The sequence below is a fragment of the Luteimonas sp. RC10 genome (assembly GCF_014192745.1).
GTDB lineage: Bacteria > Pseudomonadota > Gammaproteobacteria > Xanthomonadales > Xanthomonadaceae > Luteimonas.
Genome location: NZ_JACHYJ010000002.1, coordinates 485,737 through 511,948, shown reverse-complemented (window position 1 = coordinate 511,948; position 26,212 = coordinate 485,737). Strand labels below are relative to the sequence as shown.

The window sequence follows — 26,212 nt, the reverse complement described above, 5'->3', positions numbered from 1 at the left end:
GTGGGCTGCGCGGCTGGCCCGCCCGGCTCAGTGGTCGCGTTCGATGGCCTGCCGGCCGAGTTCGGCCAGCGGCGCGGCGGCATCGCCGAACGGTGCCAGCGCTTCGCGCATGCGCGAGGCGAGCTCGGAGAGCCGCGCGCGCGAGGCGTCGGCGCCGATCAGCGCAGGGAACGTCGCCTTGTCCTGCGCCACGTCCTTGCCCGCGGTCTTGCCCAGCGTCGCGCTGTCGCCCTCGATGTCGAGCAGGTCGTCGCGGATCTGGAAGGCGAGGCCGAGCGCGGTCGCGAACTCGTCGAGCCGGGCGCGCGTCGCGGCGTCGACATCGGCCGCCAGCGCCCCGAGCGCGACCGCCGCGCGCAGCAGCGCGCCGGTCTTGAGCGCGTGCAGGCGTTCAAGACCCGAGATGTCGCGCGCACCGCCGCCGCCGGTCGCGGCCAGATCGATTGCCTGGCCGCCGCACATGCCCAGCGCGCCTGAGGCCGAGGCCAGCCGCGCGACCATCGCCAGCCGCGTTTCGGCCGCAAGCGGCGCCTCGGCGAGCACCGAGAACGCCAGGGTCTGCAAGGCGTCGCCGGCGAGGATGGCGGTGGCTTCGTCGAAGGCGACGTGCACGGTCGGCTGGCCGCGACGCAGCGCGTCGTCGTCCATCGCCGGCAGGTCGTCGTGGACCAGCGAATAGGCATGCACGAGTTCGATCGCGACCGCCGGCGCATCGGCCTGCGCGGGCGTGGCGCCGAAGGCCGCTGCGGTGGCGTGGACCAGCAGCGGCCGCATGCGCTTGCCGCCGAGCAGTACCGCGTGGCGCATCGCCGCATCCAGCCGCGGCTCGCCGCCTGCGGCGGTGTCGAGTGCGCGTTGCAGCGCGGCGTCGGTGCGGGCGCGCCAGTCGCCGATGCGAGCGGCGATCTCGCCGGCGGGATCAGGCATCGGGATCGTCGACCTGCTCGCCGCCGAACGGCTGGCTGCGCTCAGGGGCGGCCGGGTCGCTGAGCAGGCGCACGCGCTGCTCGGCCTCCTCGAGCGCCTGGCGGCAGCGGCGGTACAGGCCGACGCCGCGCTCGTAGGCACCGAGCGACTCCTCCAGGCTCAGCTCGCCGCCCTCCATGCGCTCGACCAGCGCCTCGAGCTGGCCCAGGGCGTTTTCGAAGTCGGCGACCGGGGACGGATCCTGGGCGGGCGGGACGGGCGTGGAAGCGGATTTGGCCATGCCGCGATTCTAAGCGATGACGCCGGGGCGAGGGCCGAGTGCGGCCCTCACCGCAGCGACAGATCGTCCGGTTCGTCGTGTGCTGTCGCCGCGTGCTCCCAGCGCAAGCGGCGGCCGCCATCGCGCAGCCAGGCCTCGAATGCGCCGTCGAGGACGAGGTCGCCGGCCGCGAGCAATCGGCCGCTGGCATCGGCCAGCAGCGGCAATCGTTCGCGACGCCAGGGCGGCACCGCGCGATCCTGCAGCACGTGCTTGAGCGCATGCGAATGCGTCCGGCCGGGCAGTGTGATCCGTTCGCCGCCGCGCCGGGCCCGGACCTGCCAACGCAAGTGCGCCTCCGGCGGTGGCCCGTCCAGGTCCAGCCGGTCGCCACCGGGCAGCGCCAGCGGCGCGGTGCCTGCCCAGTCGACGGCGAGATCGCGCGGCAGCGGCGCGCGCTGAGGCCCCGCATGCAACAGGTCGCGCCAGCGCTGCAGCCGGCATCCCGCCCAGTCGAACTGGGGGCTGCGGTCCCCCGCAGGCGCCTGCAGTGTGGCCTCGCACCAGGCGCTGCCCTGGCGCGGCAATGGCGGCAGGCCCAGCGCCGCGATCCAGCGCCGCAGCACGCGCGCCCGGCGCGCGGTCGGCAGGGTGCGCAGCCGGGCCACGTCCAGCGTTGCGGGGTCGGGCGTACGCACTGCGGCCAGTGCTGTGGTGTCTTCATCGTCGAGCAGGGCAACGGTCGCGCGTTGCAGCGTCGCGACATCGGCCAACACGGCGTCGGCCTGCGGCCAGCGTGTGCGCAGCAGCGGCAGGACGTGATTGCGCAGGAAGTTGCGGTCGGCGTCGTCGGCGGCGTTGCTCGGATCTTCGATCCAGTGCAGTCCATGGCGCACGGCATAGGCCAGCAGCTGCGCGCGGGGGACCGCCAGCAACGGCCGCCACAGCCAGCCCGCGCCGAACGGCCGCAGCGGCCGCATTGCCGCCAGGCCGTCGGGACCGGCGCCGCGCAGCGCGCGCAGCAGTACGGTCTCGGCCTGGTCGTCGCGGTGGTGGGCGAAGACCGCGACCGCGGCCGGCGGCAACCGCGCCTGCAGCGCGGCATGGCGGGCCGCGCGCGCCGCGGCTTCCAGGCCCCCACCGCCTTCGCGCACGACCGTCACGCGCAACACCTCGCAGGCGATGCCGAGCGCGGCACAGACGGCCTCGCAATGCGTGGCCCAGGCCTCGGCCTGCGACTGCAGGCCGTGGTGCACATGCAGCGCGACCAGGCCGCGTGCGCCCACGCGCGGGTCGTGCGCGAGCAGGTGCAGCAGGGCGGTCGAGTCGAGGCCGCCGCTGAAGGCCACGTGCAGCGGTCCGTCGCCGGGCGGCGCGGGCAGCGTCGGGTCGGGGAACGGTGCGGACATCCGCGCATGGTGCCACGCGGCCGGAATGCAGCGATCCGGCCGCGTGGTCGCGGACCTGGGGGCGCTGGGCCTACAGTCGGCGGCCCGCCTGCAGGAACCTGCAATGTCCGATCTGTTCTCTCCGCTGGCGCAACGCGCGCTGACGTTGCGCAACCGCATCGCGGTCTCACCGATGTGCCAGTACAGCGCCGTCGACGGCATGCCCGACCACTGGCATCTGGTGCACCTGGGCAGCCGCGCGGTCGGCGGCGCCGGCCTGGTGATCGCCGAGGCCACGGCGGTGGTGCCCGAGGGCCGCATCGCGCCCGAGGACGTCGGCCTGTGGAACGACGCGCAGACGCAGGCCTGGGCGCCGATCGCGGCGTTCGTGCGCGCCCAGGGCGCGGTGCCGGGTGTCCAGTTGGCGCACGCCGGTCGCAAGGCGAGCACCTACGCGCCGTGGCGGGGCCATGGCGCGGTCGCGGAGGCTGATGGGGGCTGGCAGGTCGTCGCGCCCTCGGCGTCGGCCTACAACGCGCGCTATCCCGCACCGGTCGCGCTCGATGCCGATGGCATCGGCGGCGTCGTCGCGGCATTCCGCGCGGCCGCGCAGCGTGCGCTCGCCGCCGGCTTTGAACTGGTCGAACTCCACGCCGCCCACGGCTATCTGCTGCACCAGTTCCTGTCGCCGCTGTCGAACACGCGCGACGATGCCTGGGGCGGCAGCTTCGAAGGTCGGGCGCGTCTGGTGCTGGAGGTCGTCGATGCGGTGCGCGAGGTCTGGCCCGAGCGCTTGCCGCTGTGGCTTCGGCTCTCGGCGACCGATTGGGTCGAGGGCGGCTGGGACATCGAGCAGAGCGTCGCATTGGCGCGGCTGCTGGCGCCGCGCGGGGTCGACCTGCTCGACGTGTCGTCGGGCGGCCTGTCGCCCGACCAGAAGATCGAGGTCGGTCCTGGCTACCAGGTGCCGTTCGCCCGCCGCATCCGCGCCGAGGCCGGCATCGCGACCGGTGCGGTCGGATTGATCACCACGCCCGAGCAGGCCGAGCGCATCGTCGCCGACGGCGACGCGGACGTGGTGCTGCTGGCGCGCGAGCTGTTGCGCGATCCCTACTTCCCCAGGCGCGCGGCGCAGGTGCTGGGCGCGGCGCTCGAACCGCCGGCGCAGTACCAGCGCGCCTGGTAATGGCGCGCGTCGTTCAGGGCGTGCGGTGCGGACGGGCGGATGCCCGTCCCGCCGCGGTCACGCCGCCTCGTAGGCGCCGTAGCTGCGCAGACGCTCGTAGCGGCGCTGCAGCAGGGTCTCGATCGGCAATTGCTCGAGCTGGTCGAGCTCGTTCATCAGCACCGCCTTGAGCCGCGTCGCGGTCTGGCGCGGATTGCGGTGCGCACCGCCGATCGGCTCGCGCACGACCTTGTCGATCAATCCCAACTGCTTGAGCCGCTTGGCGGTCAGGCCGAGCTGTTCGGCGGCATCGCGCGCCTTGGCCGCGTCCTTCCACAGGATCGACGCGCAGCCCTCGGGCGAGATCACCGAATAGGTGCTGTACTCGAGCATCACCGTGCGGTCGCCCACGCCGATCGCCAGTGCGCCGCCCGAGCCGCCTTCGCCGATGACGGTGCACAGGATCGGAATGCGCAGCTCGGCCATCTCCATCAGGTTGCGCGCGATCGCTTCGGACTGGCCGCGCTCCTCGGCGCCGATGCCCGGGTAGGCGCCGGGCGTATCGATGAAGGTCAGCAGCGGCAGCTTGAAGCGCTCGGCCATCTTCATCAGCCGCAGCGCCTTGCGATAGCCCTCCGGCCGCGGCATGCCGAAATTGCGCCGCACCTTGGTCTTGGTGTCGCGGCCCTTTTGGTGGCCGATGATCATGACGCTGCGCCCGTCGATGCGGCCCAGGCCGCCGACGATGGCGGCATCGTCGCCATAGGCGCGGTCGCCGGCCAGTTCCTCGAACTCGTCGCAGAACGTGCGGATGTAGTCGTTGGTGTAGGGCCGCTGCGGGTGGCGCGCCAACTGCGAGACCTGCCACGGGGTCAGGTCGCGGAAGATGTGCGCGGTGCGCTTGCGCAGCTTGTCGCGCAACGTGGCCAGTTCGGCGTCGATGTTGACGGCCGGGCCATCGCTGGCCTGGCGCAGTTCCTGGATCTTGGCTTCCAGGTCGGCGATGGGCTGCTCGAAATCGAGGTAGTTCGGGTTCATGACGCGCCGTCGGGTGACTTGGGGGAAAGTGTAGCCGACCGGCCCCCGGCGCCCCGTACGGCGGGGTGCGGCGGGACGGCCGGAAGGCGGGCAGGGCGGTCGGGCCTCACCGGGGCAGGACCAGCGCGCCGGCGCCCATCAGCCGCCCGTAGAGGTCGATGAAATCGTTGTAGGCCTGGTTGTCGGCCGGGCTCTGGTCGACGTGCAGCATCGCGGTCGCACCGGTGATGGCCATCATGGCCTCGTGCGAGCGCTTGCGCACCGCCTCGCAGTCGCCCGCATCATGGACCTGCAGGCGCTGCGCGTAGGCCTCGCGCAGCGGCGCCGAATGGGGCTCGAACGCCTGCGGCAGCGGCGGCAGCTCGGCCGGCGCGGTCTCCAGCGCCCGTGCCGGCTGCACGTAGCCGCCCGGATGCAGCCGCGCGAACTCGCCCTGGCGATCGCTGGCGTCCTCGATGTAGTCGATGAAGGCCTGCGGGGTGAACAGCTTGGTGCTGATCTTGCCGCCGTTCTCCGGAATCCGCGCCACGGTCTGTTGCTTGGGGAACGCCTCGCGGACGCCGAAGTCCCAGGTCCGGTCGATGAACAGGCCGGTGTACTGCTCGAAGGGTCCCTCGTAGACCGCATCGCCGAGTTCCACGGTGGCGATCGCCGCGCCGAAGTTGCGCAGCTTGGAGGCGTCGGCGACGTAGATCTCGCGGGCCAGCACGTAGTCCGACAGCGTCGGGTTGATCAGGGTGCCGCGCTCGGCGCCGCAGACCGAGATCCGGACCTCGCCGGTCCGGTCGGTGCGCAGCGTGTGCGGACCGGCGTCGAGGTCCAGCGCCGCGCTGGTGCCGGCCGCCACCTCGTGGGTCTTGCCATCGATGGTGACCTGGACCGGCGCGTCGGTGGGGTTGTCGATCTCGAACGAGGGCGTGGAGGGGCTGCAGGCGGCGAGCAGCAACACGGCGCTCGCCGCGGCGAAGGATCGGATCATCGTCGTCTCTCTGGGACGGGGGAGGGGGCGGGCCTTCAGCCGGCCCGGTTCAGTGCGCCCATGGCTTGCTCATGTCGAGCCGGGCGACCCGCACGCCCGGCTGCGCGCGCAATGTGCCGGGCAGCTCGGCATCGGCGCGGATGCCGTGGCTGCCGTTGACCTCAAGTGTGCCGGCGGCGCCGGCGGGCAGCAGCAGGTCCAGGCGCAGCGCGGTCTTGCCGGGCCGGTGTTGCGCCAGCACCTGTTCGACCCGTGCCATCGTGCCGGGCACGCGCAGGTCCAGGCGCAGCGACAGCCGACGCGCGTGCTCGGGGCAGACCGCGTGGAAATCCCAGCAGCGCTTGACCCGCAGCGCGAAGCCGCCGCTGAACTCGTCCTCGCGCAGCCCGCCCTCGACGATCAGGATGCGGTCGCGGGTCAGCAGGTGCGCGTACTCGGCGCTGGTCTCGGAGAAGAAGCCGCACTCCAGCCGGCCGCGGCCGTCCTCGAGCAGCACGAAGGCCTGCGCGTCGCCGCGCTTGCGCATCGACGACACCTGGCCGGCGACGATGACCTGGGTCTCGGGCCGCCAGCTGTTGCCGCCGGCCTTGGCGTCGCGCGCCGCCCACAGGCTGTCGAGCTGGCCGAGGTCGGTGCCCACCAGCGCCTGCAGCTCCTCGCGGTAGGGATCAAGCGGATGCCCGCTGAGGTAGTGGCCGAGCGTCTCGCGTTCGCCATCGAGCTTCTGCCGCAGTGGCCACTCGTCGCATTCGGGCAGGTCGATGTGCAGCACGTCGTCGCCGCCCATGGCGCTGCCGAACATGTCGACGATGCCGGCGCTGCGGTTGCGCGCGAGCTGGTCGGTGGCCTTGATCGCCTCGGGCAGTTGCAGCATCAGCGAAGCGCGATTGCGGCCCAGCGCGTCGAGCGCGCCGGCGTTGATCAGTGCTTCGAGCGTGCGCTTGTTCAAACGCTGCGAGTCGACCCGGCGGCAGAAGTCGAGCAGGTCGGTGTAGACCCCGCCACGCTCGCGCGCCTCGACCACGTTCTCGCAGGCGCCGCGGCCCACGCCTTTCACCGCGCCCAGGCCGTAGCGGATCGTCGTCGGGTCGATCGCCTCGAACATGTAGGCCGAGGCGTTGACGTCGGGCGGCAGCACCTCCAGGCCCATCGCCCGCGCCTCGGTCAGAAAGCCGGTGACCTTGTCGGTGTTGTCCATGTCCGAGGACAGCACCGCGGCCATGAACTCGGCCGGGTAGTGCACCTTGAGCCACGCGGTCTGGTAGGCGACCAGCGCATAGGCGGCCGAGTGCGACTTGTTGAAGCCGTACTCGGCGAACTTCTCCATCAGGTCGAAGATCGAGGTGGCGACCTTGGGATCGACGCCGTTCGCGGCCGCGCCGGCCTCGAACTTGGCGCGCTCCTTGGCCATTTCCTCGGCCTTCTTCTTGCCCATCGCGCGGCGCAGCAGGTCCGCGCCGCCCAGCGAATAGCCGGCCAGGACCTGGGCGATCTGCATCACCTGTTCCTGGTAGACGATGACGCCGTAGGTGGGCGAGAGCACCGGCTCGAGCGAGGGGTGCGGATAGGTCACGTCCGTGCGGCCGTGCTTGCGGTCGACCCATTCCTTGTCCATCCCCGAGCCCAGGGGGCCGGGACGGAACAGCGCCGCGAGCGCGATGATGTCCTCGAACGTGTCGGGCTGCGCGCGCTTGAGCAGTTCGCGCATGCCGCGCGATTCGAACTGGAACACCGCGACCGTGTCGCCGCGGGCGAACAGTTCGTAGGACGCGACGTCGTCGAGCGGCAGCGCGGCGATGTCGAGTGGCGCCTCGCCGGCGGCCGCACGCCGCCGATTGATCGCCTTGACCGCCCAGTCGATGATGGTGAGCGTGCGCAGGCCCAGGAAGTCGAACTTCACCAGGCCGACCGATTCCACGTCGTCCTTGTCGAACTGGGTGACCGGGTTGCGGCCACGGCCGCCCTCGTCGTGTTCGGCGAACAACGGACAGAAATCCGACAGCGGCGAGGGCGCGATGACCACGCCGCCGGCATGCTTGCCGGCGTTGCGGGTCAGGTCCTCGAGCTGCAGCGCAAGATCCAGCAGGTCGCGGACATCGTCCTCGTCGTTGTAGCGCGCGATCAGTTCGTCCGAACGCCAGGCGTCATCGCTGCGCGACTTCTCGGTGCGGCCCAGTGCATCTTCCAGGCCGATGCCCAAGGTCATTGGCACCAGCTTGGAGATGCCGTCGACCATGCCGTAGGGAAAGCCCAGCACGCGGCCGGTGTCGCGCACGACCGCCTTGGCCGCCATCGTGCCGTAGGTGATGATCTGGCTGACGCGGTCGCGGCCGTACTTGGCGGCGACATAGTCGATGACCTCGTCGCGCCGGTCCATGCAGAAGTCGATGTCGAAGTCGGGCATCGACACGCGTTCTGGATTGAGGAAGCGCTCGAACAGCAGGTCGTAGGGCAGCGGGTCGAGATCGGTGATCTTCAGCGCCCAGGCCACCAGCGAGCCGGCGCCCGAGCCGCGGCCCGGGCCGACCGGGATGTCGTGCTCCTTGGCCCACTTGATGAAGTCCGAGACGATCAGGAAGTAGCCCGGAAAGCCCATCTTGCAGATGACGTCGAGCTCGATCTCCAGACGCTCGAAGTAGCTCTCGCGGGTGTGCCCGGGCGCCAGCGGGTACTTCGCCAGCCGCTCTTCCAGACCCTCGCGCGACTGCACCCGGATCCAGCTGTCGAGCGTCTCTTCGGCCGGCACCGGGTAGGCGGGCAGGTAGTAGGTGCCCAGGCGCAGTTCGAGGTTGCAGCGCTGCGCCAGCGCCAGCGTGTTGTCGATCGCATCGGGCGCATCGGCGAACAGCGCGGCCATCTCGTCGGCCGACTTGAAGTACTGCTCGCGGGTGTACAGCTTGGGCCGGCGCGGGTCGTCGAGCACCCGACCGGTGGCGATGCACACGCGCGCCTCGTGCGCGTCGAAGCCCTCGGCATCGAGGAAGCGCACGTCGTTGCCGGCCACCACCGGCAGCGACAGGTCGGACGAGACCTGCATCGCGAGCGCGTTGTGGACGGCTTCCTCGTCGAAGCCGCAGCGGGTGAGCTGCAGGAACAGCCGCTCGTCGAACACCTCGCGCCATTGCGCGTACCACTGCCGTGCCAGGTCCTCGCGGCCGCCGGCGAGCAGCCGGGCGGCCGGGCCATGGCGGCCGGCGATCGCGAACAGGCCGGCATTGCACTCGCGCAGCCAGTCGGGCCGCACCACCACGCCGTCGGTCCGGTGGCCTTCCATCCAGGCCCGCGTGAGCAGACGCGACAGCGACAGGTAGCCGTCGTGGTCGCGGCACAGCAGCGTCAGCGTCGAGGCCGGCTCGTCGCCTTCGGCCAGTGAGATGTCGGCGCCCATGACCGGCTTGATGCCGGCGCCTTCGGCCGCGCGATAGAACTTCACCAGCGCGAACAGGTTGTTGCGGTCGGTCAGCGCGACCGACGGTTGCCCGAGCTCGGCGCAGCGTTTGACCAGCGCCTTGATCCGGATCGTCGAATCGGCGAGCGAGTATTCGCTGTGGAGGTGGAGGTGGACGAAGCGCGCGGGCATTGCAGGGGCGAGGCGGCCGGAGCGTCAGGGTAGGGCCGGGGCCGGGGGCGGACAAGGCTTGACAGCCGGACGACCGCGGCGCGGCGCGGCCGGGCGGTCGCCGCGGGGCGGTCGGCGTTCAGGCCGGTACGGGCGCGTCGAACAGATCCGCCAGTGCGGGCGCCGTGGGCGCGGGCGCAAGCAGCCGGGACACCGGCGCGAAGCTGCGCCGGTGGTGGATACACGGGCCGTGGCGCTCGAGCGCGGCGAAATGCGAGGGCGCGCTGTAGCCCTTGTGGCGATCGAAGCCGTAGGCCGGGAATTGCGCATGCAGCGCGACCATCGCGCGGTCGCGCGCGACCTTGGCGAGGATCGAAGCGGCCATGATCGCTTCTTCAATGGCGTCGCCGCCGACGATTGCGCGCGCCGGGCACGGCAGCCCGGGCGGCAGCCGGTTGCCGTCGACGAGCACGCGCTCGGCGGCCGGGGCCAGCGCCTGCACCGCGCGGGTCATGCCGGCGTGCGTGGCGTGGTAGATGTTGATGCGGTCGATTTCTTCGACGCCGACGAACTCGATCCGCCAGGCCAGCGCGCGCTCGACGATCTGCGGATACAGCGCCTCGCGGCGCTTTTCGGTCAGCTTCTTGGAATCGTCGAGGCCGGCGATCGGGCGCTTGGGATGCAGCACCACGGCCGCGACCACGACCGGGCCGGCCAGTGGGCCGCGGCCGGCCTCGTCGACGCCGGCCACGCGCAGGCGCCGGGTCATCGCGGCACCTCGTGATGCGACCCAGCCGGCAACGCCGGCGGCGCGAGCTGCGCCACGGCCTCGGCGGCGCTCGCCGAGGCGCCCTGGCGCAACTGCAGGTGCAGGTCACGGTAGACCGGCTGCAGCGCGGCGCGGGCCGCCGGATCGTCGAACCAGTGCAGCACCGCCTCGGCCAGCCGCTCGGGCGTGCAGTCCTCCTGAATCAGCTCGGGCACGATCGTGCGGCCGGCGAGCATGTTCGGCAGCGAATAGCGGTCGACCTTCATCAGCTTCAGCAGCCGCACGACGAATGCCGTGCTCGGCGCGATACGGTAGCCCACGACCATCGGCCGCTTGGCCAGCAGCGCCTCGAGGGTCGCGGTGCCCGAGGCCAGCAGCACGACGTCGGAGGCAACCATCGCGGTGCGCGCCTGGCCGTCGAGGACCCGGACGTCGAGCGCGGCGAACTGCGGCTGCGCCCGCAAGGCGTCGATCGCCGCGCGGCAGGCGGCGTTGGCCGCGGGCACGACGACGCGCAGTCCCGGCAGCGCGGCCGCGACGCGCGCGGCTGCGTCGAGGAACACCTCGCCCAGTCGGGCGATCTCACCCAGCCGGGAGCCCGGCAGCACCGCCAGCACCGGCGCGTCGCCGTCGAGCGCAAGCGCCTGGCGCGCGGCCTCGCGATCGGGCTCGAGCGCGAGCATCTCGGCCAGCGGGTGGCCGACGAAGCGCGCATCGACGCCGTGCGCGGCGTAGATCGGCGGCTCGGTGGGGAACAGGCAGAGCACCCGATCGGCGCTGCGTCCGATCTTCGCCGCGCGGCCCTGGCGCCAGGCCCAGATCGACGGGCTGACGTAGTGCACCGTGCGGATGCCGTGCTGCTTGAGCGTGCGTTCGAGCCCGAGATTGAAGTCCGGTGCGTCGATGCCGACGAACACGTCCGGCCGCCAGGCCAGCAGCCGCTTGCGCAGTTCGCGGCGCAGCGGCAGCAAGCGCGGCAGATGCCGCAGCACCTCGCTCAAGCCCATGACCGCCAGTTCGGAGGCGTCGTACCAGGTCGTCATCCCGGCCGCGCGCATCGCATCGCCACCGACGCCAACACACTCGATATCCGGGTGGGTCGCCCGCAAGCGTTCGATCAGCCCCGCACCGAGCAGGTCGCCGGAGGCTTCACCGGCGACCAGCGCGACGCGAAGCGTGGGCGCGGCGGTGTGCTGGGGCGTCTGGATTGGGGAGTGGGGATGCGACACGACAGATCGATGGCATTCGGACCGGGGCATTGTGCCCGCTCGATGCCCGAATCCCGAAGTCCCGATCCGGGCCTCAGCGCAGCAACGGCCGCTCGCCGGCGTCGATGAACGCGAGCATCGCGCGGACATCGGCGCTATCGCGCGCCCATTCGGCCAGTCGAGCGCGGGCCGCCTCGAGCGGCTCGCCCGAGACGTACAGCGCACGATAGGCACGCTTGATCGCGGCGGTGCGCGTCGCGTCGAAGCCGCGGCGCTTGAGGCCCTCGGCGTTGATGCCGCGCGGACGGCCGTAGCCGTCCTGGGCGACCATGACGAACGGCGGCACGTCGCCGTTGACGAAGGCGCCCATACCGATGAATGCGTGCGCGCCGATCCGGCAGAACTGGTGGATGCCGACGAAGCCACTGAGGATCACGTGATCGCCGACCTCGACATGCCCGGCCAGCGTGGCGTTGTTGGAGAACACGCAGTGGTTGCCGACGATGCAGTCGTGGGCGACGTGGGTGTAGGCCAGCAGCCAGTTGTCGTCGCCGATGCGGGTCACGCCGCCGCCGTCGCCGGTGCCGCGGTTGATCGTGACGAACTCGCGGATGGTGTTGCGATCGCCGATGGTCAACTCGACCCGCTCGCCGCGGAACTTCTTGTCCTGCGGTTCGCCGCCGATTGCGGCATGGCCGTGGACGTGGTTGTCGCGTCCGATCGTGGTCGGGCCGTGGACGCTGCAATGCGGCCCGATGACCGTGCCATCGCCGATCTCGACCTCGGGGCCGATGATCGTGAATGCCCCGATGCGCACGCCGGCGCCGAGCTTGGCGCCGGGATCGACGACGGCCGTGGCATGGATCGCGGCCTCGGTCATCGTCAGTCCTTCACTTCCGCGCACAGGATGTCCGCGCACGCGGCCTGCTGGCCGTCGACGCGGGCGATGCCGCTGTAGAGCGTCATGTTGCGGATCTCGCGCTTGATGCTCACATCCAGCTCCAGCCGGTCGCCAGGCACCACCATGCGCGAGAACTTCGCCGCATCGACCTTGACCAGGTACGACAGCGCGCCCTCGCTGGTGCGGCTGCGGCTGAGGTGGCTCAGGATGCCGCCGGCCTGCGCCAGCGCCTCGATCACCAGCACGCCCGGCATCACCGGATGGTCGGGGAAATGGCCCTGGAAGAAGTGCTCGTTGGCCGAGACGTTCTTGTAGCAGAGCACGCGCTTGCCCGATTCGAACTCGACGACGCGGTCGACGAGCAGAAACGGGTAACGGTGCGGAAGCAGCTTGCGGATGCCGCCGATATCGATCGGCAGCGTCAGGTCCAACGTCATTCATCCCCCTTTGCGCGCGCGCCGATGCGGCGGGCGAGCGAATCGAGCTGGCGGATCCGCACGGCATTCTTGCGCCATTCCCGGGTGGGCTGGGCGGGAATGCCGGACGAGTACTCGCCCGGCTCGGTGATCGAAGCCGACACCATCGTCATCGCGTGGACGACGACCTTGTCGCAGATTTCAAGATGGCCGGCGACACCGACCTTGCCGGCCAGCATGCAGTAGCGGCCGATGCGGGTGCTGCCGGCGATGCCGACGCAACCGGCGATCGCGGTGTGCGCGCCGATGTGGACGTTGTGCGCGACCTGGATCAGGTTGTCCAGGCGCACGTCCTCCTCGATCACGGTGTCCTCGAGAGCGCCGCAGTCGATGGTGGTGTTGGCGCCGATATCGCTGTCGTCGCCGACCACCACGCCGCCGAGCTGGGGCACGTTGAGCCAGCGGCCGGCCTCCATTGCCAGGCCGAAGCCGTCGGCGCCGAGCACGGCGCCGGGATGGACGGTCACCCGCTTGCCCAGCCGGACGCGCTTGACCAGCGACACCCGCGCGACGAGCCGCGCGCCTTCGCCGACCACGCAGTCCTCGCCGATCGTGCAGCCCGGCCCGATGGTCGCGCCGGCGGCGATCACGCTGCGCGCGCCGATCGTCGTCAGCGGGCCGACCGATGCGGTGGGATCGACCGACGCGGTCGCATCGACCACGGCGGACGGGTGCACGCCCGCAGGCGCGTCGGCACGCGGCGTGAACAGCGCGGCGATCTTCGCGTAGGCGACATAGGGATCGCGCGCGATCAGCGCCGTGCCCGTGAACCCGTCGACATCGGCCTCGCGCAGCACGACGATGCCGGCCGCGGTGTGCTCGAGCTGCGGCCGGTAGCGGGGATTGGACAGGAAGGCCAGTCGGTCGGGACCGGCGGCCGCCAGCGTCGCGACCCCGACGACAGCGACGTCGGGATCGCCGTGGACGGTCAGCGCGAAGCGGTCTGCGAGTGCGCGGGCGGTGAGGGGAGCATGAGCGGTCATCGGTCCGGGCGGCTCAGAACGCGCCGCCGAACGTGAACTGCAGGCGCTCGAGCTCGTCGCCACCGCGGATCAGTTCACCCGAGCCGCCGCGCACTTCCTTCTGGCTGCGCAACGGATAGGCGTAGCTGATCGAGATCGGGCCGACCGGCGCGCGCCACATCAGCGCCACACCTGCCGAGGCGCGCAGTTCCTTGGCTTCCCAGGAATCGACGTCGCGGAACACGTTGCCGAAGTCGACGAACGCCGAGATGCGCGCGGCAGGCGACTTGATCAGCTGCGGGAAGAACATCTCGAACGAGCCGACGGTCTTCACCGCGCCGCCGATCGGCTGCAGGTAGCTGCTGGCGAATGCGGTCTCGCGCGGGCCCAGGGTGTTGTCGCGGAAGCCGCGCACCGAGCGCGCGCCACCGGCGTAGAAGTTCTCGAAGAACGGCAGGCCGGTGGCGGTGACTGTGCGTACGTAGTCGGGCGAGGTGGGCTCGCACGGCGCGCTCGGGGTCGGGTTGGGGTTGGCTTCGGTCGACGGCACGTAGCAGATGTTGCGCACGATGTCGTCGCCGTAGCTGTCGCCGTAGCCGATCTCGGCGCGGGTGTTGAGCACCAGGTAACGGTTGATCGGCCAGTACTTGGAGATCTCGTAGTTGAGTTTGAAGTACTCGGCGGTCGAGCCGGGCAGGGTGGTTTCCAGCGAGACACGCTGCATCATGCCGCGGGTGGGCTGCAGATAGTCGTTGCGGGTATCGCGGGCCCAGGCCAGCTCGCTGCGCCAGGCGTGGAAGGTGCGCGAGCCGAAGGCCTCGATGTAATTGACGATCGATTCGGGCGAGGAGCCGCGCCAGGCGAAGATCTGGTTGCGGTCGGCGCCGAACAGCAGCGAGATCGAGTCGTTCTCGGTCAGCGGGATGCCCAGGATGGCCTGGCCGGCGGCGCTGGTCGAGGAGTACTGCGCGGTGTTGAACTCGGAGTTGTCGAACTCGCGCCACCACAGGTTGTAGCCCAGCGACATGCCGCCGTCGGTGAAGTACGGGTTCATGAACGAGAACGAGTAGCGCTGCAGGTAGACGTTGCGCTGCGCCTCGACCGACACGCGGTTGCCGCTGCCCAGGAAGTTGTTCTGTGACAGCTGCACCGACGTGGTCACGCCGGCCAACTGCGAGTAGCCCAGGCCGAACACGAAGCTGCCCGAGGTGGTCTCGGTCATGTTGAACACGACGTCGACCTGGTCGTTGCTGCCCGGCACCGGCTGGGTCTCGACATTGACGCTGCCCGACTCGAAATAGCCCAGACGCTGCAGGCGGACCTTGGAGCGGTCGATCGCGGCCTGCGAGTACCAGCTGCCCTCGAACTGGCGCATCTCGCGGCGGATCACCTCGTCGGAGGTGCGGTTGTTGCCCTTGAACTGGATGCGGCGCACCTGCACGCGCGGGCCGGGCACGACCTGCAGGTTGATCGCCACGGTGCGGTTCTCGCGGTCGACCTCGGGGATCGGGTTGACCTGCGCGAAGGCGTAGCCGATGTTGCCGAGCGTGGCGGTGATCGCGTCCGAGCTCAGCTCCAGCAGCGCGCGCGAGAACACCTGGTCCTTCTTGACGAAGACGCGGCTCTCGATCTCCTCCTTGGGCAGCACCGTGTTGCCGGTGATCTGCACGTCCGACACCTTGTAGATCTCGCCTTCGGTGATGCCGGCGGTGATGAACATGTCGGCCTTGTCGGGGCTGATCGCGACCTGGATGCTGTCTTCGCTGAAATCGATGTAGCCGCGGTCGAGGTAGAAGTTGTGCAGCTTCTCGCGGTCGCCCTCGAGCTTCTCGCGCGAGTACTGGTCGTCGCGGCGGTACCAGCTGAGCCAGTTGGATTCGCCCGATTCCCAGTTGTCGGTCAGCGTCTCGAGGTCGTAGACCTCGTTGCCGACGATGTTGATGTGACGGATCTTGGCCGCCTTGCCTTCCTCGATGTTGATCGCGATGTCGACGCGGTTGCGATCCAGCCGCGAAACCGTCGGGGTGATCTTGACGTTGTACTTGCCGCGGTTGTTGTACTGGCGGACCAGTTCCTGGGTCACACGGTCGAGATCGAGGCGGTCGAAGGTCTCGCCTTCCGACAGGCCGATGTCGTTGAGACCCTTGGTCAGGTCCTCGGTCTTGATGTCCTTGTTGCCGTTGAGCGTGAGCCGGTTGATCGCCGGGCGCTCGGTCACGGTGAACACCAGGATGTCGCCCTGACGAGCGACCTGGATGTCTTCGAAGAACCCGGTGCGGTAGAGCGCGCGGACCGCCTCGGAGATGCGGGTCTGGTTGACCGCGTCGCCGCGCTCGACCGGCAGGTACGTGAACACCGTACCTGCACCGATGCGCTGCAGGCCGTCGACGCGGATGTCGCTGACGGTGAAGCTGCTGGCGGCCGGCGGCGCGAGCGGCGGCAGCGCCGCGGCAGGGGCGGCAGGTGCGTTGGCCGTCGTCTGGGCCCAGGCCGGAGCGGCGATCACCGCGGTGAGGGCGAGGGCGAGCAGGCGGCGGTCGGGGATACGCGTCATTCTTCGGGTCCGGGTAGGGGAGGGAGTCCGGCGCTGCGCGGCGGAAACCAGGTCGGGGCGGTCGTCTAGCGCACCAGTTGCAGGATGTCGTTGTAGAACGCCAGGCCCATCAGGCTGGCCAGCAGGGCCAGGCCGACGTACTGCCCGGCCACCATCGTGCGCTCGCTCACGGGGCTGCCTTTGACCAACTCGATAAGGTAATACAACAGGTGGCCCCCATCCAGCAGGGGGATCGGGAGCAGGTTCAGGATCGCCAGGCTCAGCGACAGCAGGGCGAGGATCGTCAGATACCAGGCCGGGCCCTGCTGGGCGTAGGTGTTGGCGGCCCGGGCGATGGTGATCGGCCCGGCGACGGTGTTCTCCAGCGCCACCCGGCCCGAGAACGCGCGCCCAATCATGCCGACCAGTTGCCCGGCCAGATGGCCGACTTCGCGGACCGCGACCGGCGCGGCGGCGACCACGCCGTAGCGCTGCATCGCATCCTTCGGCGGGGGCTGCAGGTTGCGCGGAGGCGCGATGCCCAGCGCCCAGTACTGGCCGCGGCCCTCGGGCAGGTCCATGCGGCCGGGCGTGATCTCCAGCGCCAGACGCTCGCCGTCGCGGGCGACCTCGATCATCGCCGCGCCGCCGCGCTCGCCCAACTGCTCGACCAGCGGGCCGATGTCCTCGAACGCGCGCACCGGGCTGCCGTCGATCGCGGTCACGCGGTCGCCCGCGGCGAGGATGCCCCAGGCCGCGCTGTCGGGCTCGACCCGCCCCACCAGCGGCGGCACCAGCGCATGCCGCGGCAACAGGCCGATGGCCTGGGTGAAGCGGCGCTGGTCGAAGTCGTCGGGCAACTGCGACAGGCGCAGGTCGCGCACGACCTGACGATTGCTGGCATCGGTGATGTGCAACGCGATGTCGCGATGGTCGAGGGCGGCCGGCAGCAGGGCCTGGTGAACTTCCGACCAGGTCGGGGTGGCCCGGTCGCCGACCTGATCGACGCGGTCGCCGGGGCGCAGGCCCGAGGCTTCGGCGATGCCGGTGCTCTGGCCCACCACCGGCGCGTAGTCGGGGCGACCGATCACGAACATCGCCCACAGCAGTAGGACACACAGCAGCAGGTTGGCCAGCGGGCCGGCCGCGACGATCGCGATGCGCTTCCACACCGAGGCCCGGTTGAAGGCCTGGGCGGCCTGGTCGGCCGGGACTGGGCTCTCGCGCTCGTCGAGCATCTTCACATAGCCGCCCAGCGGCAGGATCGCGATCTGGTACACGGTGCCGTCGCGCCCGCGGCGCGACCACAGCGGGCGCCCGAAGCCGATCGAGAAGCGCAGCACCTTGACCCCGCAGCGGCGCGCGACCCAGTAATGCCCGAACTCGTGGAAGGTCACGAGCACGCCGAGGCTGACGATCAGCCACCACACCGAGCCGAGAAATTCAGACATCGCGCACGCTCAATGGACCACGCCGGAATCGATCGCCTGCCCAGCGGCCCGCCGGGCTTGCGCATCGGCATCGCGCAACACGTCCAGCGAATCGGCGGTCAGGGTGGGGAGCGCGGCGAGCACATGCTCGACCAGCGCCGGAATGGCTAGAAAACGAATCCGTCCCTGAAGAAAGGCTGAAACCGCGACTTCGTTGGCGGCGTTCAGCAGCGCCGGTGCCGTGCCGCCGGCGACCAATGCCGCACGCGCCAGCGCCAGACAGGGGAAGGTGTCGGTGTCGGGCGCCTCGAAGTCCAGCCGGCCATGCTGCAACAGGTCCAGTCCCGACACGCCCGAGGCGATCCGTTCCGGGCTGCCCAGGCCGACCGCGAGCGCGGTGCGCATGTCCGGCAATCCGAGCTGGGCGAGGGTGGAACCGTCGATGAACTCCACCAGCGAATGCACCAGGCTCTGCGGGTGCACCAGCACGTCCAGACGCTCGGACGGCGTCGCGAACAGATGGTGAGCCTCGATCAGTTCCAGGCCCTTGTTCATCAGGGTCGCCGAGTCGACCGAGATCTTCGGTCCCATCGACCACTTGGGGTGGGCGACCGCCTGGGCCGGGGTCACCTGCGCCAGCGCTGCGCGGTCGCGTCCGCGGAACGGGCCGCCGGAGGCGGTTAATACGATCCGCGCCACGCCGCTGCGATCGCCGTCGGCGGGCAGGCACTGGTGGATCGCGTTGTGCTCGCTGTCGATCGGCACGATGACCGCGCCGGCCTCGCGCGCGGCGCGCATCATCAGATCCCCGGCCAGCACCAGCGATTCCTTGTTCGCCAGCAGGACCCGCTTGCCGGCACGCAGCGCGGCGAGCGTGGAGTCGAGCCCGGCGGCGCCGACGATCGCCGCGACGACCGTGTCGCAGGCTTGGGCGTCGACCGCGAGCGCATCGAGCGCGGCCATGCCGGCGTGTGCCTGCGTGCGCACACCGGCCGCGTGCAGGCCGGTGCGCAACGCCTCCAGAGCCGACGGGTCGGCAATCACCGCGTGGTCGGGCCGATGCGTGGCGCACAGCGCCACCAGCGCGGCCACGTTGCTGCCGGCCGCGAGCACGCTGGCGCGCAGGCGCTGCGGGTGCCGGGCGATGACGTCCAGCGCCGAGGTGCCGATCGAGCCGGTCGCGCCGAATACGGCGACGCGGCGGATCATGGGGTGTCGGCCCGGCAGGGCAGGCGGCGAAGTGGGGCAGTCATCGTGTTCAGAAGCCGAGCCAGATCTGCCCGAACGCGAACACCGGCAACGCGGCGAGCACGCTGTCGATCCGGTCGAGTACGCCGCCGTGGCCAGGGATCAACGTGCCCGAGTCCTTGGCGCCGGCCTGGCGCTTGAGCAGGCTCTCGAACAGGTCGCCAACCACAGAGGCCAGCACCGTCAGCACTGCGACCGCGGCCACCAGCGGCAACTGGGCGAGCTGCGCGCCGGCCAGCGGCGCGAAGGCCAGTGCGACGACAAGGCCCGCGACGATGCCGCCGGCGAGGCCTTCGACCGTCTTGTTGGGGCTGATCCGCGGCGCCAGCTTGCGGCGCCCGAAGCGGCGGCCGGCGAAGTAGGCGCCGGTGTCGGTGGCCCAGACGATCGCCAGCGCCAGCAACAGCCAGCGATTGCCGTGTTCGCCGCCCTCGTTGGCGTGGATCACGCACAGCGCCGCCCAGGCTGGAATCACCGCCAGTGTGCCGGCGGCCAGCTTGAGGATCCGCCCGCGGGCATCGGGGGCGGCGGCGAACTCGTAGCGACGCAGCCACAGCGCCGCCGCCAGCCACCAGAGCACGCCGACCATGGCCAGCATCTTGAGCAGCACCAGCGAACCGCCGCCGGTCGCCGATCCCCAGACGATGGCCACCATCAACAGCAGGTTGAGCAGCAGCAGCGCGGTGCGCGCGAGGGTGTCGTCGACACCCGCCAGCCGCAGCCATTCCCACAGCGCGGCGAGAAACACGATGGCCGAGACCGCCGCCATCCACGGGGTGTTGAGCAGCAGCACGGCGGCGATGGCGGTCGGGGCCATCAGCAGCGCGGCGAGAATGCGCGTGCTTGTCATTCGATGCTCTCCTTGGGTGGCGCGATCGCGGCGATCTGCTCGCCGGTGAGGCCGAATCGGCGCTCGCGCGCCCCGTAGGCGGCCAGGGCCTGCTCGAGTTCCGCCACGCCCAGTTCGGGCCACAGGGTCGGCGTGAACCACAGCTCGGTATAGGCCAGTTGCCATAGCAGGAAATTGCTGATGCGCAGGTCGCCACCGGTGCGGATGAACAGGTCCGGCGCCGGCAGATCGGCCAGGGCGACCCGCGCGCCGACCGCCGCCTCGTCGATGTCTTCGGGGCGCAGACGGCCCGCGGCCACGTCCTGGGCCAATGCACGCGCCGCCATCGCGATGTCCTGCCGGCCGCCGTAGCTGGCCGCGACATTGAGCGAGAGCCGGGTATTGCCGGCGGTCTGCGCTTCGGCTGCGGCCATGCGCGCGCCCAGCGCCTCGCCAAAGCGCGCGCGCTCGCCGATGAAGCGCAGCCGCACGCCACGGCGGTGCAACTCGCCGACCTCGCGATCGAGCGCGCCGAGGAACAGCTTCATCAGCGCCCCGACCTCGTCCTCGGGCCGCCCCCAGTTCTCGCTGGAGAACGCGAACAGGGTCAACGCCTCGACGCCGCGCGCCAGGCAGAAGTCGATGCACAGGTTGACCGTCCGCGCGCCGGCGCGGTGACCGATCGCCCGCGGCCGCCGTCGGCGGGCCGCCCAGCGGCCGTTGCCGTCCATGATGACAGCGATATGCCGCGGCACATCGCCGGGGTGGGGGAGGGAAGATGGGCGATGGGGAACGGCGGAATCCTGCGGAATCGAGGGGTCGGACAAGGGAATGGCCTCTGGCTCTGGTTCTGGCTTTTGACCAATCACGACGGGCGGGTCACCCATCACCGGCCCTCAGACCGCCATCAGTTCCTGTTCCTTGGCCTTGACCACGTCGTCGACGTCCTTGATCGCCTTGTCGGTGATCTTCTGGATCTCGTCCTCGCTGCGGCGCACGTCATCCTCGGAGACGAGCTTTTCCTTCAGCAGTTCCTTGACCTGCTGGTTGGCATCGCGGCGGATGTTACGGATCGCGACCTTGGCGTCCTCGCCCTCGCCATGGACGACCTTGGTCAGGTCGCGGCGACGTTCTTCGGTCAGCGCCGGGATATTGAGGCGGATCGTGGTGCCGGCGGTGTTCGGGGTCAGGCCAAGATCGGAGCCCAGGATCGCCTTCTCCACCGCGCCCACCATCTGCTTTTCCCAGGGGGTGATCGTCAGCGAGCGGGCATCGGTCACGGTGACGCTGGCGACCTGCGTCAGCGGCATGTCCGAACCGTAGTAGTTGACCTTCAGGTGGTCGACCAGGGCAGTCGAGGCGCGGCCGGTGCGGACCTTGACCAGGGCGTGGCGCAGGGCCTCGACGCTCTTGGCCATGCGGGTCTGGGTGTCTTTCTTGATGTCGTTGAGCATGCGCGCCCCCGGTCCGTGTGCTGAATCGGGGGATTATAAGCGGCCGGGACGGGCGCGGGGCGGCGGGTGCCCCGTGTCGGCCGGCAGGTTCAGCCGCGTCCCTGGACCAGCGTGCCGATCGGCTCGCCACGCAGGATCCGCAGCAGCACGCCGGGCTGACCCATGTCGAAGATGCGCAGCGGCAGGTCGGAATCGCGGGCCAGCGCAAAGGCCGCGGTGTCCATGACCTCCAGGCCCTGACCCAGCACCTCGTCGTAGGTCAGGCGGTCGTAGCGTTTGGCGCCGGGCACCTTCTTGGGGTCGGCGTCGTAGACACCGTCGACCTTGGTCGCCTTGAGCAGCAGGTCGGCGCCGATCTCGATCGCACGCAGCGCAGCCCCCGAGTCGGTGGTGAAGAACGGCGTGCCGACGCCGGCGGCGAAGATGCCGATCCGGCCCTTTTCCAGGTGGCGGATCGCGCGACGGCGGATGTAGTCCTCGCAGACGTCGTTGATCTTGATCGCGCTCATCACCCGTACGCGCGCGCCGCGCTTTTCCAGCGCATCCTGCATCGCCAGCGCATTGATGACCGTGGCCAGCATGCCCATCTGGTCGCCGGTCACCCGGTCCATACCGCCGGCGGCCAGTCCGGCGCCGCGGAAAATATTGCCGCCCCCGATGACCAGGCCGAGTTCGGCACCGGCCTTCTGCGCCTCGATGACCTCTTCGGCCAGCCGGCCGATCACCTTCGGATCGATGCCGTAGTCCTCGTCCCCCATCAACGCCTCGCCGGACAGCTTGAGCAGGACGCGGCGATAGGCGAGCGGTGAGGTCATGGCGAACTCCGGAGATTGGGGGCGCATGAATTCTAGAAGATCGACGCCATTCGCGCTTCCCTGGCGTGTCGCATTTTTCGCGCAGGGCGGAGCGAAACAGCGGGGGGTGTTCGCATGCCCTTGATCGACGGCTTGCTAATCGCAGCCCTTGTCCATCGAAGAGAGCGTGCCATGCCGGAGAAGAAGACGACCGCCCGTGCCGCGAAAGCCAAGCGCGAGGGCAAGTCCGCCAGCACCCAGGCCGGCGAGTTCGTGCGCGAGGAGATCGAGCACGTCCGCGAGGGCAAGCATGGCGCCAAGTCCACCAAGCAGGCGATCGCGATCGGCCTGTCGAAGGCGCGGCGTGCGGGTGTCGATGCCAAACCGGGCAAAACCGCATCCAAGGCGACCAAGAAGAAGGCCGCCCAGGACTCGGAGAAGGCTGGCACCACCAAGAAGCCTTCCGCGGCCCGCTCGCGCGGCGCCAAGCAGGCCCTCAAGACCGCAAGCAAGAAGACGCCGGCCAAGAAGGTCGCTGGCAAGAAAGCGCTCTCGGCCCAGGCCAAGAAGGCAGCGACCAAGCGCACCGCAGCCGACCGCTCTGCGGCAGCGAAGAAGGCGGCCAAGACCAAGGGGGCCGCCGGTCGCAAGGCGGCCGCCAAGAAGGCCGCACGCACCCGCAAGCAGGACTGAAGGGGAGACGACCGCGCATGTCAGGCGGCCGGTCGGCCCGGCGTCGAGATCAGCGTCGCGGCGCGGCGCGGGTGCTCGTTCGTTCCGGACGCGACGGGCCGCGCGATGCGTGGCATCGCACGGCCGCGCAAGGGCCCGCTCAGTCGGGCGTCGCGTCGCTGTCGCTATCGGAGGCTTGTCGGTCGGCGTCCGGCGATGCTGCTTCGACAGTGCCGTCGGCCTTGACCCGGCGGACGAATGTCGGGCCGGTGGTCAGCGCAGGGTCGTTGCCCTCGGCCGATGGGTTGTTGTCGTGCGCGTAATCGGCGCCGCGGGCGGCGATCCGATCATTGACCGCGACATTGTCGGCCTGCTGTGGCTGGTCGGGATGGGCATCCGAGCCGGCATCGGGTTTGCGCGACATGGCAGCGCTCCTCAAAGGCGGGGCTGCCATGGTGGCCAGCCGGCATGCGAGCAAGGTGTGAATCGCTTGTCCGCGGGTGTCGCAGGGCGTAGCTTTGTGTATCGAAGAGCGTGACACAGCGCACGCTGCGCCTGTGTCCATCTTCAGTATTGTCAATGGCTGCGGCACAGTGATGGTCACTGCCGTCGGATGCCGCACAGCGCGTGGCCAGGCCAGGGGAGCCAGGATGCCGAGGGAGCAGGCCATGGGGGGGGAAGGCGGGCGCGGCAGATCGGCGGCGACCGTACGTGCGATCGGGATTGCCCTCGGGGTGGCCATGAGTGTTGGTCTGATCGTGCTGTTGCTGCTCGACCGGCAGACGCGCATGCAGGCCGCCGACCGCCAGAGCCTGACGATGGCGACCGGCGTGGACCGCTTGCTGCATCTGGAACTGCGCAATATCGAGCGCGCCCTGGGCGGGATCGCGGCCGAAATCGACGACGAACCGGTGCCAGCGCTTGTACAGGAGGCGATTGCCGGGGTCGTCGCCCGCCACGCCGAACTCGCCTCGATCGTGCTCTACGACCCCCAGGGGCGCGCGCTGTCGGCAGGGCCCGATGCGCCCGAGTCACCGGTCTGGAGGACGGCGACGTCCGGGGCGACGGCGCTTCGCGTGGGCGCGCTGCAGCGCGGCGATGCCGGCTGGGAACTGCCGCTGGCGTTTCCCGATGGCCACGGTCGTTGGTTGGTCGCCACGCTGCTGACTCGGGAATTCGACGCGATGACCGAAGGCTTCGATGTCGGCCGCTTCGGCAGCATCGCGATCTATACCCATGATGGCCGCGTGGTGTCGCGTTTCGGCCGTGGGCCGTCCCAGGTCGGCCGTCAGGTCGAACTGCCCGTCCCGGCTGCGTTGCGTGGTGCACGCTTCAACGTCCTGCGGGTCAGCCAACTCGACCGAATCGAACGGGCGATGGGGTTCAGCCGGACCAGCGACTACCCGCTCGTGGTCAGTGGCGGGCTGAGCGTGCGCGAGGTGCTGGCGCCCTGGCGCGTCTACGTCGGGACGGCCTTGGCGCTGGTGGCGGCGTATTGGATTGCACTGGCCGCGGTGTTGGCCCGGTTGCGCGCCAACGAACGCGCCCAGGCCGGTCTGCTGGCCGAGATCGAGACCCAGACCCGCTGGTTGCGCCAGGCGCAGTTGGCCTCGCAGATCGGTGTGTGGCGGCTCGAGGCCGGCGACGACCGGGTGCGCGTCACCGATGAGATGGCGGCGTTGTTCGGCCTGGTGCCCGAAGGCGGCACCATTGCCCTCGACGCATTCTTCGCGCGCATGCATCCCGACGACCGTGCGCGGAGCTTCGAGCAGTTCAGCGATCTGCGCCGCAGGCGCGAGCCCTACGAGCAGGAGTATCGGGTCGTGCTGCCCGACGGGCGCATCCGCTGGCTCAAGGGCAGCGGGGCGACCGTGTCCGACGGCGGTCGCGAGGTGATGACCGGGACGGTGATCGACATCACCGAGCGGCGTGATGCGCAAATGCGGATCGAACGTGCGGAGATGCAGTTCCGCCAGCTGTTCGAGCGCAATCCGCTGCCGGCCTGGCTCTACGACGTGCGCACGCTGGACGTGCTCGCGGTCAACGAGGCGGCGATTGAGGTGTATGGCTACAGCCACGAGACGTTCGTCGGCATGCGGGTCACCGACCTGCTCGCGCCCGAGGATCGCGATGCCGGTACCGACGTGATCCTGCGTCACGGCGAGGGCAGCAGCGAGCGGACCTGGACGCTGGTCACCCAGGACGGACGCCGGATCGACGCCCGTGTCCACGCCCGCGACATCGAGATCGACGGCGGCGGCGCGCGGCTGGTGCTGGCCGAGGATATCGGCGCGCGGTTGACCTACGAGCGCGAGCTTGCCTGGCGCGCCAGTCACGACCAGGCGACGGGCATGTTGACACTCACCTCGCTGGCCGAGCAGCTCGATGCGCAGTGCGCGGTACGCCCCTGCACCGGGTTCGCGGTTGCCTATGTGCAACTGCGCGACCTGGAGCTGATCGCGCCCACCCTGGGACGTCGGACCGGCGAGGCGGTGCTGCGCGAAGCGGCCGCCCGTTTTGTGCGGATCGCCGAGCGCTATGGGCTTGGCGGCCACGCACCGCCCGAGACCTTTGCCATTGCCGCCTTCGATCCTGCGGACCTGCCGGCGCTGGTCGAGGATCTGATGGCAGCCAGCCAATCGCCGGTGGAAGCCGACGGCGGCATGTTCCCGCTCGAGGCCTGGATCGGGCTGGCCGACGGGCCGTGCGAGGACGGCGGCGCCGAGCACGTCATCGCGCACGCCGCGCTTGCAGCGCTGCAGGCCCGGCGCGAGCGCATCGCGGTTGTGCGCTACGACGACGCCATGGCCGCGCAGGCGGCCGAGCGTCTGGCGCTGGTGCGGCGCCTGCGCAAGGCCTTCGACCAGCGCCAGTTCGAACTGTTCTATCAACCGATCCATCGCTTGCGCGACGGTGCGGTGGTGGCGTTCGAGGCATTGCTGCGCTGGCGTCAGGACGATGGCAGCTTCGTGCCGCCGGCGCAGTTTGTGCCGTTGTGCGAGGAATCGGGTCTGATCGTGCCGATCGGCGCGTGGGTGATCGAGGAGGCGGCGCGCGCGAGCCGGCGGCTGTCGGATGCCGGATCGGATGTGGCGATCGCGGTGAATGTGTCGGCGGTGCAGTTCGAAGCCGGATTGCCGATCGATGCGATCCGTGCCCTGCGCCAGACACAGGCGCTGCGCCGGGGTGCGCTGCACCTCGAACTGACCGAGAGCGTGCTGCTGCGCGATCCCGACGCGGTCCGCGCGCAGATGGGCCGGTTGCGCGACGAGGGGGTCTGCCTGTCGATCGACGATTTCGGCACCGGCTTTTCCAGCATGGCTTACCTGCGCGAGCTGCCGCTCGATTCGCTGAAGATCGACCGCGCCTTCGTTCGTGACGTCGTCGACGACGTGCGCAGCGCCGCCATCTGCCGGGCGCTGATCGATCTGGGCCACGGTCTGGGCCTGTCGGTCATCGCAGAGGGGGTGGAGGACGCGGCGCAGCGCGACTGGCTGACGGCCCACGGCTGCGATCAGGCGCAGGGCTACCACTTCGGACGGCCGCAGCCGCTGGAGGCCGCGCTCGCGCTGCTCGCCCGGGCGCAGTGACCCGGAGGGTCGCCGGGCCGGCGCCGCGGGT

At 70.4% G+C, this 26,212-nt stretch carries 22 protein-coding genes; 3 read left to right on the top strand and 19 right to left on the bottom strand.

The features are described from left to right. Positions 1 to 27 precede the first annotated feature (27 nt). Genes FHW73_RS06125 through tilS form a run of 3 tightly spaced genes read right to left on the bottom strand, consistent with a single transcriptional unit; the run spans position 28 to position 2,595 of the window. Positions 28 to 927: a farnesyl diphosphate synthase gene (locus FHW73_RS06125; protein WP_183425818.1), complete on the bottom strand. Its 900-nt coding sequence runs from the start codon at positions 925 to 927 to the stop codon at positions 28 to 30. Beyond that, the gene (locus tag FHW73_RS06120; protein ID WP_183425817.1) at positions 920 to 1,207 is read right to left on the bottom strand and encodes an exodeoxyribonuclease VII small subunit; all 288 of its coding nucleotides are present in this window, start codon (positions 1,205 to 1,207) and stop codon (positions 920 to 922) included. Before FHW73_RS06120 ends, FHW73_RS06125 begins: the two co-directional genes overlap by 8 nt. Before the next feature lie 47 nt (positions 1,208 to 1,254). Beyond that, entirely contained in the window at positions 1,255 to 2,595 is a 1,341-nt protein-coding gene (tilS, locus tag FHW73_RS06115; protein WP_183425816.1) for a tRNA lysidine(34) synthetase TilS, read from the bottom strand. 103 nt (positions 2,596 to 2,698) lie between these two features. On the opposite strand from tilS, the gene FHW73_RS06110 reads away from it, so the two are divergent. After that, positions 2,699 to 3,760, top strand: a complete 1,062-nt coding sequence (locus FHW73_RS06110) for an NADH:flavin oxidoreductase/NADH oxidase (protein ID WP_183425815.1) — start codon at positions 2,699 to 2,701, stop codon at positions 3,758 to 3,760. A 57-nt stretch (positions 3,761 to 3,817) separates the two neighbouring features. Here the strand turns inward: FHW73_RS06110 and FHW73_RS06105 are convergent, their stop codons facing one another. The 15 genes from FHW73_RS06105 to pyrH form a co-directional block, all read right to left on the bottom strand. Continuing rightward, positions 3,818 to 4,777 (bottom strand): acetyl-CoA carboxylase carboxyltransferase subunit alpha, encoded by a 960-nt coding sequence (locus tag FHW73_RS06105; RefSeq protein ID WP_183425814.1) that lies wholly within the window; start codon positions 4,775 to 4,777, stop codon positions 3,818 to 3,820. A gap of 106 nt (positions 4,778 to 4,883) precedes the next feature. Beyond that, positions 4,884 to 5,756: a hypothetical protein gene (locus FHW73_RS06100; protein ID WP_183425813.1), complete on the bottom strand. Its 873-nt coding sequence runs from the start codon at positions 5,754 to 5,756 to the stop codon at positions 4,884 to 4,886. Between the two features lie 49 nt (positions 5,757 to 5,805). Next, positions 5,806 to 9,336: a DNA polymerase III subunit alpha gene (dnaE, locus tag FHW73_RS06095; RefSeq protein WP_183425812.1), complete on the bottom strand. Its 3,531-nt coding sequence runs from the start codon at positions 9,334 to 9,336 to the stop codon at positions 5,806 to 5,808. A 118-nt stretch (positions 9,337 to 9,454) separates the two neighbouring features. Next, on the bottom strand, positions 9,455 to 10,084 hold the full coding sequence (rnhB, locus tag FHW73_RS06090; RefSeq protein WP_183425811.1) for a ribonuclease HII: 630 nt from the start codon (positions 10,082 to 10,084) through the stop codon (positions 9,455 to 9,457). Further along, on the bottom strand, positions 10,081 to 11,343 hold the full coding sequence (lpxB, locus tag FHW73_RS06085) for a lipid-A-disaccharide synthase (protein WP_183425810.1): 1,263 nt from the start codon (positions 11,341 to 11,343) through the stop codon (positions 10,081 to 10,083). The genes rnhB and lpxB overlap by 4 nt, the downstream gene beginning before the upstream one ends. A 43-nt stretch (positions 11,344 to 11,386) precedes the next feature. Continuing rightward, complete coding sequence (gene lpxA, locus FHW73_RS06080; protein WP_183425809.1) at positions 11,387 to 12,172, bottom strand: acyl-ACP--UDP-N-acetylglucosamine O-acyltransferase; 786 nt, start codon at positions 12,170 to 12,172, stop codon at positions 11,387 to 11,389. Between the two features lie 2 nt (positions 12,173 to 12,174). Further along, positions 12,175 to 12,630 carry a 3-hydroxyacyl-ACP dehydratase FabZ gene (gene fabZ / locus FHW73_RS06075; RefSeq protein WP_183425808.1) on the bottom strand — a complete coding sequence of 152 codons (456 nt, stop codon included), beginning with the start codon at positions 12,628 to 12,630 and terminating at the stop codon, positions 12,175 to 12,177. Further along, on the bottom strand, positions 12,627 to 13,652 hold the full coding sequence (gene lpxD, locus FHW73_RS06070) for a UDP-3-O-(3-hydroxymyristoyl)glucosamine N-acyltransferase (protein WP_183425807.1): 1,026 nt from the start codon (positions 13,650 to 13,652) through the stop codon (positions 12,627 to 12,629). Before lpxD ends, fabZ begins: the two co-directional genes overlap by 4 nt. Positions 13,653 to 13,665: 13 nt before the next feature. After that, a complete protein-coding gene (gene bamA, locus FHW73_RS06065) occupies positions 13,666 to 16,185 on the bottom strand; it encodes an outer membrane protein assembly factor BamA (protein ID WP_183425806.1) in 2,520 nt (839 codons plus the stop codon). Between the two features lie 65 nt (positions 16,186 to 16,250). Then, positions 16,251 to 17,615, bottom strand: a complete 1,365-nt coding sequence (rseP, locus tag FHW73_RS06060; RefSeq protein WP_183425805.1) for an RIP metalloprotease RseP — start codon at positions 17,613 to 17,615, stop codon at positions 16,251 to 16,253. Between the two features lie 9 nt (positions 17,616 to 17,624). Continuing rightward, positions 17,625 to 18,803: a 1-deoxy-D-xylulose-5-phosphate reductoisomerase gene (gene dxr, locus FHW73_RS06055; protein ID WP_183425804.1), complete on the bottom strand. Its 1,179-nt coding sequence runs from the start codon at positions 18,801 to 18,803 to the stop codon at positions 17,625 to 17,627. Between the two features lie 49 nt (positions 18,804 to 18,852). Further along, a complete protein-coding gene (locus FHW73_RS06050) occupies positions 18,853 to 19,692 on the bottom strand; it encodes a phosphatidate cytidylyltransferase (protein ID WP_183425803.1) in 840 nt (279 codons plus the stop codon). Continuing rightward, positions 19,689 to 20,426: a polyprenyl diphosphate synthase gene (gene uppS, locus FHW73_RS06045; RefSeq protein WP_345776151.1), complete on the bottom strand. Its 738-nt coding sequence runs from the start codon at positions 20,424 to 20,426 to the stop codon at positions 19,689 to 19,691. The genes FHW73_RS06050 and uppS overlap by 4 nt, the downstream gene beginning before the upstream one ends. A gap of 141 nt (positions 20,427 to 20,567) precedes the next feature. After that, on the bottom strand, positions 20,568 to 21,125 hold the full coding sequence (frr, locus tag FHW73_RS06040; protein WP_183425801.1) for a ribosome recycling factor: 558 nt from the start codon (positions 21,123 to 21,125) through the stop codon (positions 20,568 to 20,570). A gap of 89 nt (positions 21,126 to 21,214) precedes the next feature. Then, positions 21,215 to 21,940 (bottom strand): UMP kinase, encoded by a 726-nt coding sequence (pyrH, locus tag FHW73_RS06035; protein WP_183425800.1) that lies wholly within the window; start codon positions 21,938 to 21,940, stop codon positions 21,215 to 21,217. A 171-nt stretch (positions 21,941 to 22,111) separates the two neighbouring features. On the opposite strand from pyrH, the gene FHW73_RS06030 reads away from it, so the two are divergent. Beyond that, positions 22,112 to 22,612: a DNA-binding protein gene (locus FHW73_RS06030; RefSeq protein WP_183425799.1), complete on the top strand. Its 501-nt coding sequence runs from the start codon at positions 22,112 to 22,114 to the stop codon at positions 22,610 to 22,612. Positions 22,613 to 22,751: 139 nt separating this feature from the next. On the opposite strand, the gene FHW73_RS06025 is transcribed toward FHW73_RS06030, so the two are convergent. Next, complete coding sequence (locus FHW73_RS06025; protein WP_183425798.1) at positions 22,752 to 23,015, bottom strand: hypothetical protein; 264 nt, start codon at positions 23,013 to 23,015, stop codon at positions 22,752 to 22,754. A 316-nt stretch (positions 23,016 to 23,331) separates the two neighbouring features. Here FHW73_RS06025 and FHW73_RS06020 point away from each other — a divergent pair, with 316 nt between their 5' ends. After that, positions 23,332 to 26,181: an EAL domain-containing protein gene (locus FHW73_RS06020; protein ID WP_183425797.1), complete on the top strand. Its 2,850-nt coding sequence runs from the start codon at positions 23,332 to 23,334 to the stop codon at positions 26,179 to 26,181. Positions 26,182 to 26,212: the final 31 nt, after the last annotated feature.

Excerpts from the sequence above, each read along its gene's own strand:
- FHW73_RS06125 (WP_183425818.1), bottom strand. The coding sequence starts at position 927 with ATGCCTGATCCCGCCGGCGAGATCGCCGCTCGCATCGGCGACTGGCGC.
- FHW73_RS06120 (WP_183425817.1), bottom strand. The coding sequence starts at position 1,207 with ATGGCCAAATCCGCTTCCACGCCCGTCCCGCCCGCCCAGGATCCGTCC.
- tilS (WP_183425816.1), bottom strand. The coding sequence starts at position 2,595 with ATGTCCGCACCGTTCCCCGACCCGACGCTGCCCGCGCCGCCCGGCGAC.
- FHW73_RS06110 (WP_183425815.1), top strand. The coding sequence starts at position 2,699 with ATGTCCGATCTGTTCTCTCCGCTGGCGCAACGCGCGCTGACGTTGCGC.
- FHW73_RS06105 (WP_183425814.1), bottom strand. The coding sequence starts at position 4,777 with ATGAACCCGAACTACCTCGATTTCGAGCAGCCCATCGCCGACCTGGAA.
- FHW73_RS06100 (WP_183425813.1), bottom strand. The coding sequence starts at position 5,756 with ATGATCCGATCCTTCGCCGCGGCGAGCGCCGTGTTGCTGCTCGCCGCC.
- dnaE (WP_183425812.1), bottom strand. The coding sequence starts at position 9,336 with ATGCCCGCGCGCTTCGTCCACCTCCACCTCCACAGCGAATACTCGCTC.
- rnhB (WP_183425811.1), bottom strand. The coding sequence starts at position 10,084 with ATGACCCGGCGCCTGCGCGTGGCCGGCGTCGACGAGGCCGGCCGCGGC.
- lpxB (WP_183425810.1), bottom strand. The coding sequence starts at position 11,343 with ATGCCCCGGTCCGAATGCCATCGATCTGTCGTGTCGCATCCCCACTCC.
- lpxA (WP_183425809.1), bottom strand. The coding sequence starts at position 12,172 with ATGACCGAGGCCGCGATCCATGCCACGGCCGTCGTCGATCCCGGCGCC.
- fabZ (WP_183425808.1), bottom strand. The coding sequence starts at position 12,630 with ATGACGTTGGACCTGACGCTGCCGATCGATATCGGCGGCATCCGCAAG.
- lpxD (WP_183425807.1), bottom strand. The coding sequence starts at position 13,652 with ATGACCGCTCATGCTCCCCTCACCGCCCGCGCACTCGCAGACCGCTTC.
- bamA (WP_183425806.1), bottom strand. The coding sequence starts at position 16,185 with ATGACGCGTATCCCCGACCGCCGCCTGCTCGCCCTCGCCCTCACCGCG.
- rseP (WP_183425805.1), bottom strand. The coding sequence starts at position 17,615 with ATGTCTGAATTTCTCGGCTCGGTGTGGTGGCTGATCGTCAGCCTCGGC.
- dxr (WP_183425804.1), bottom strand. The coding sequence starts at position 18,803 with ATGATCCGCCGCGTCGCCGTATTCGGCGCGACCGGCTCGATCGGCACC.
- FHW73_RS06050 (WP_183425803.1), bottom strand. The coding sequence starts at position 19,692 with ATGACAAGCACGCGCATTCTCGCCGCGCTGCTGATGGCCCCGACCGCC.
- frr (WP_183425801.1), bottom strand. The coding sequence starts at position 21,125 with ATGCTCAACGACATCAAGAAAGACACCCAGACCCGCATGGCCAAGAGC.
- pyrH (WP_183425800.1), bottom strand. The coding sequence starts at position 21,940 with ATGACCTCACCGCTCGCCTATCGCCGCGTCCTGCTCAAGCTGTCCGGC.
- FHW73_RS06030 (WP_183425799.1), top strand. The coding sequence starts at position 22,112 with ATGCCGGAGAAGAAGACGACCGCCCGTGCCGCGAAAGCCAAGCGCGAG.
- FHW73_RS06025 (WP_183425798.1), bottom strand. The coding sequence starts at position 23,015 with ATGTCGCGCAAACCCGATGCCGGCTCGGATGCCCATCCCGACCAGCCA.
- FHW73_RS06020 (WP_183425797.1), top strand. The coding sequence starts at position 23,332 with ATGAGTGTTGGTCTGATCGTGCTGTTGCTGCTCGACCGGCAGACGCGC.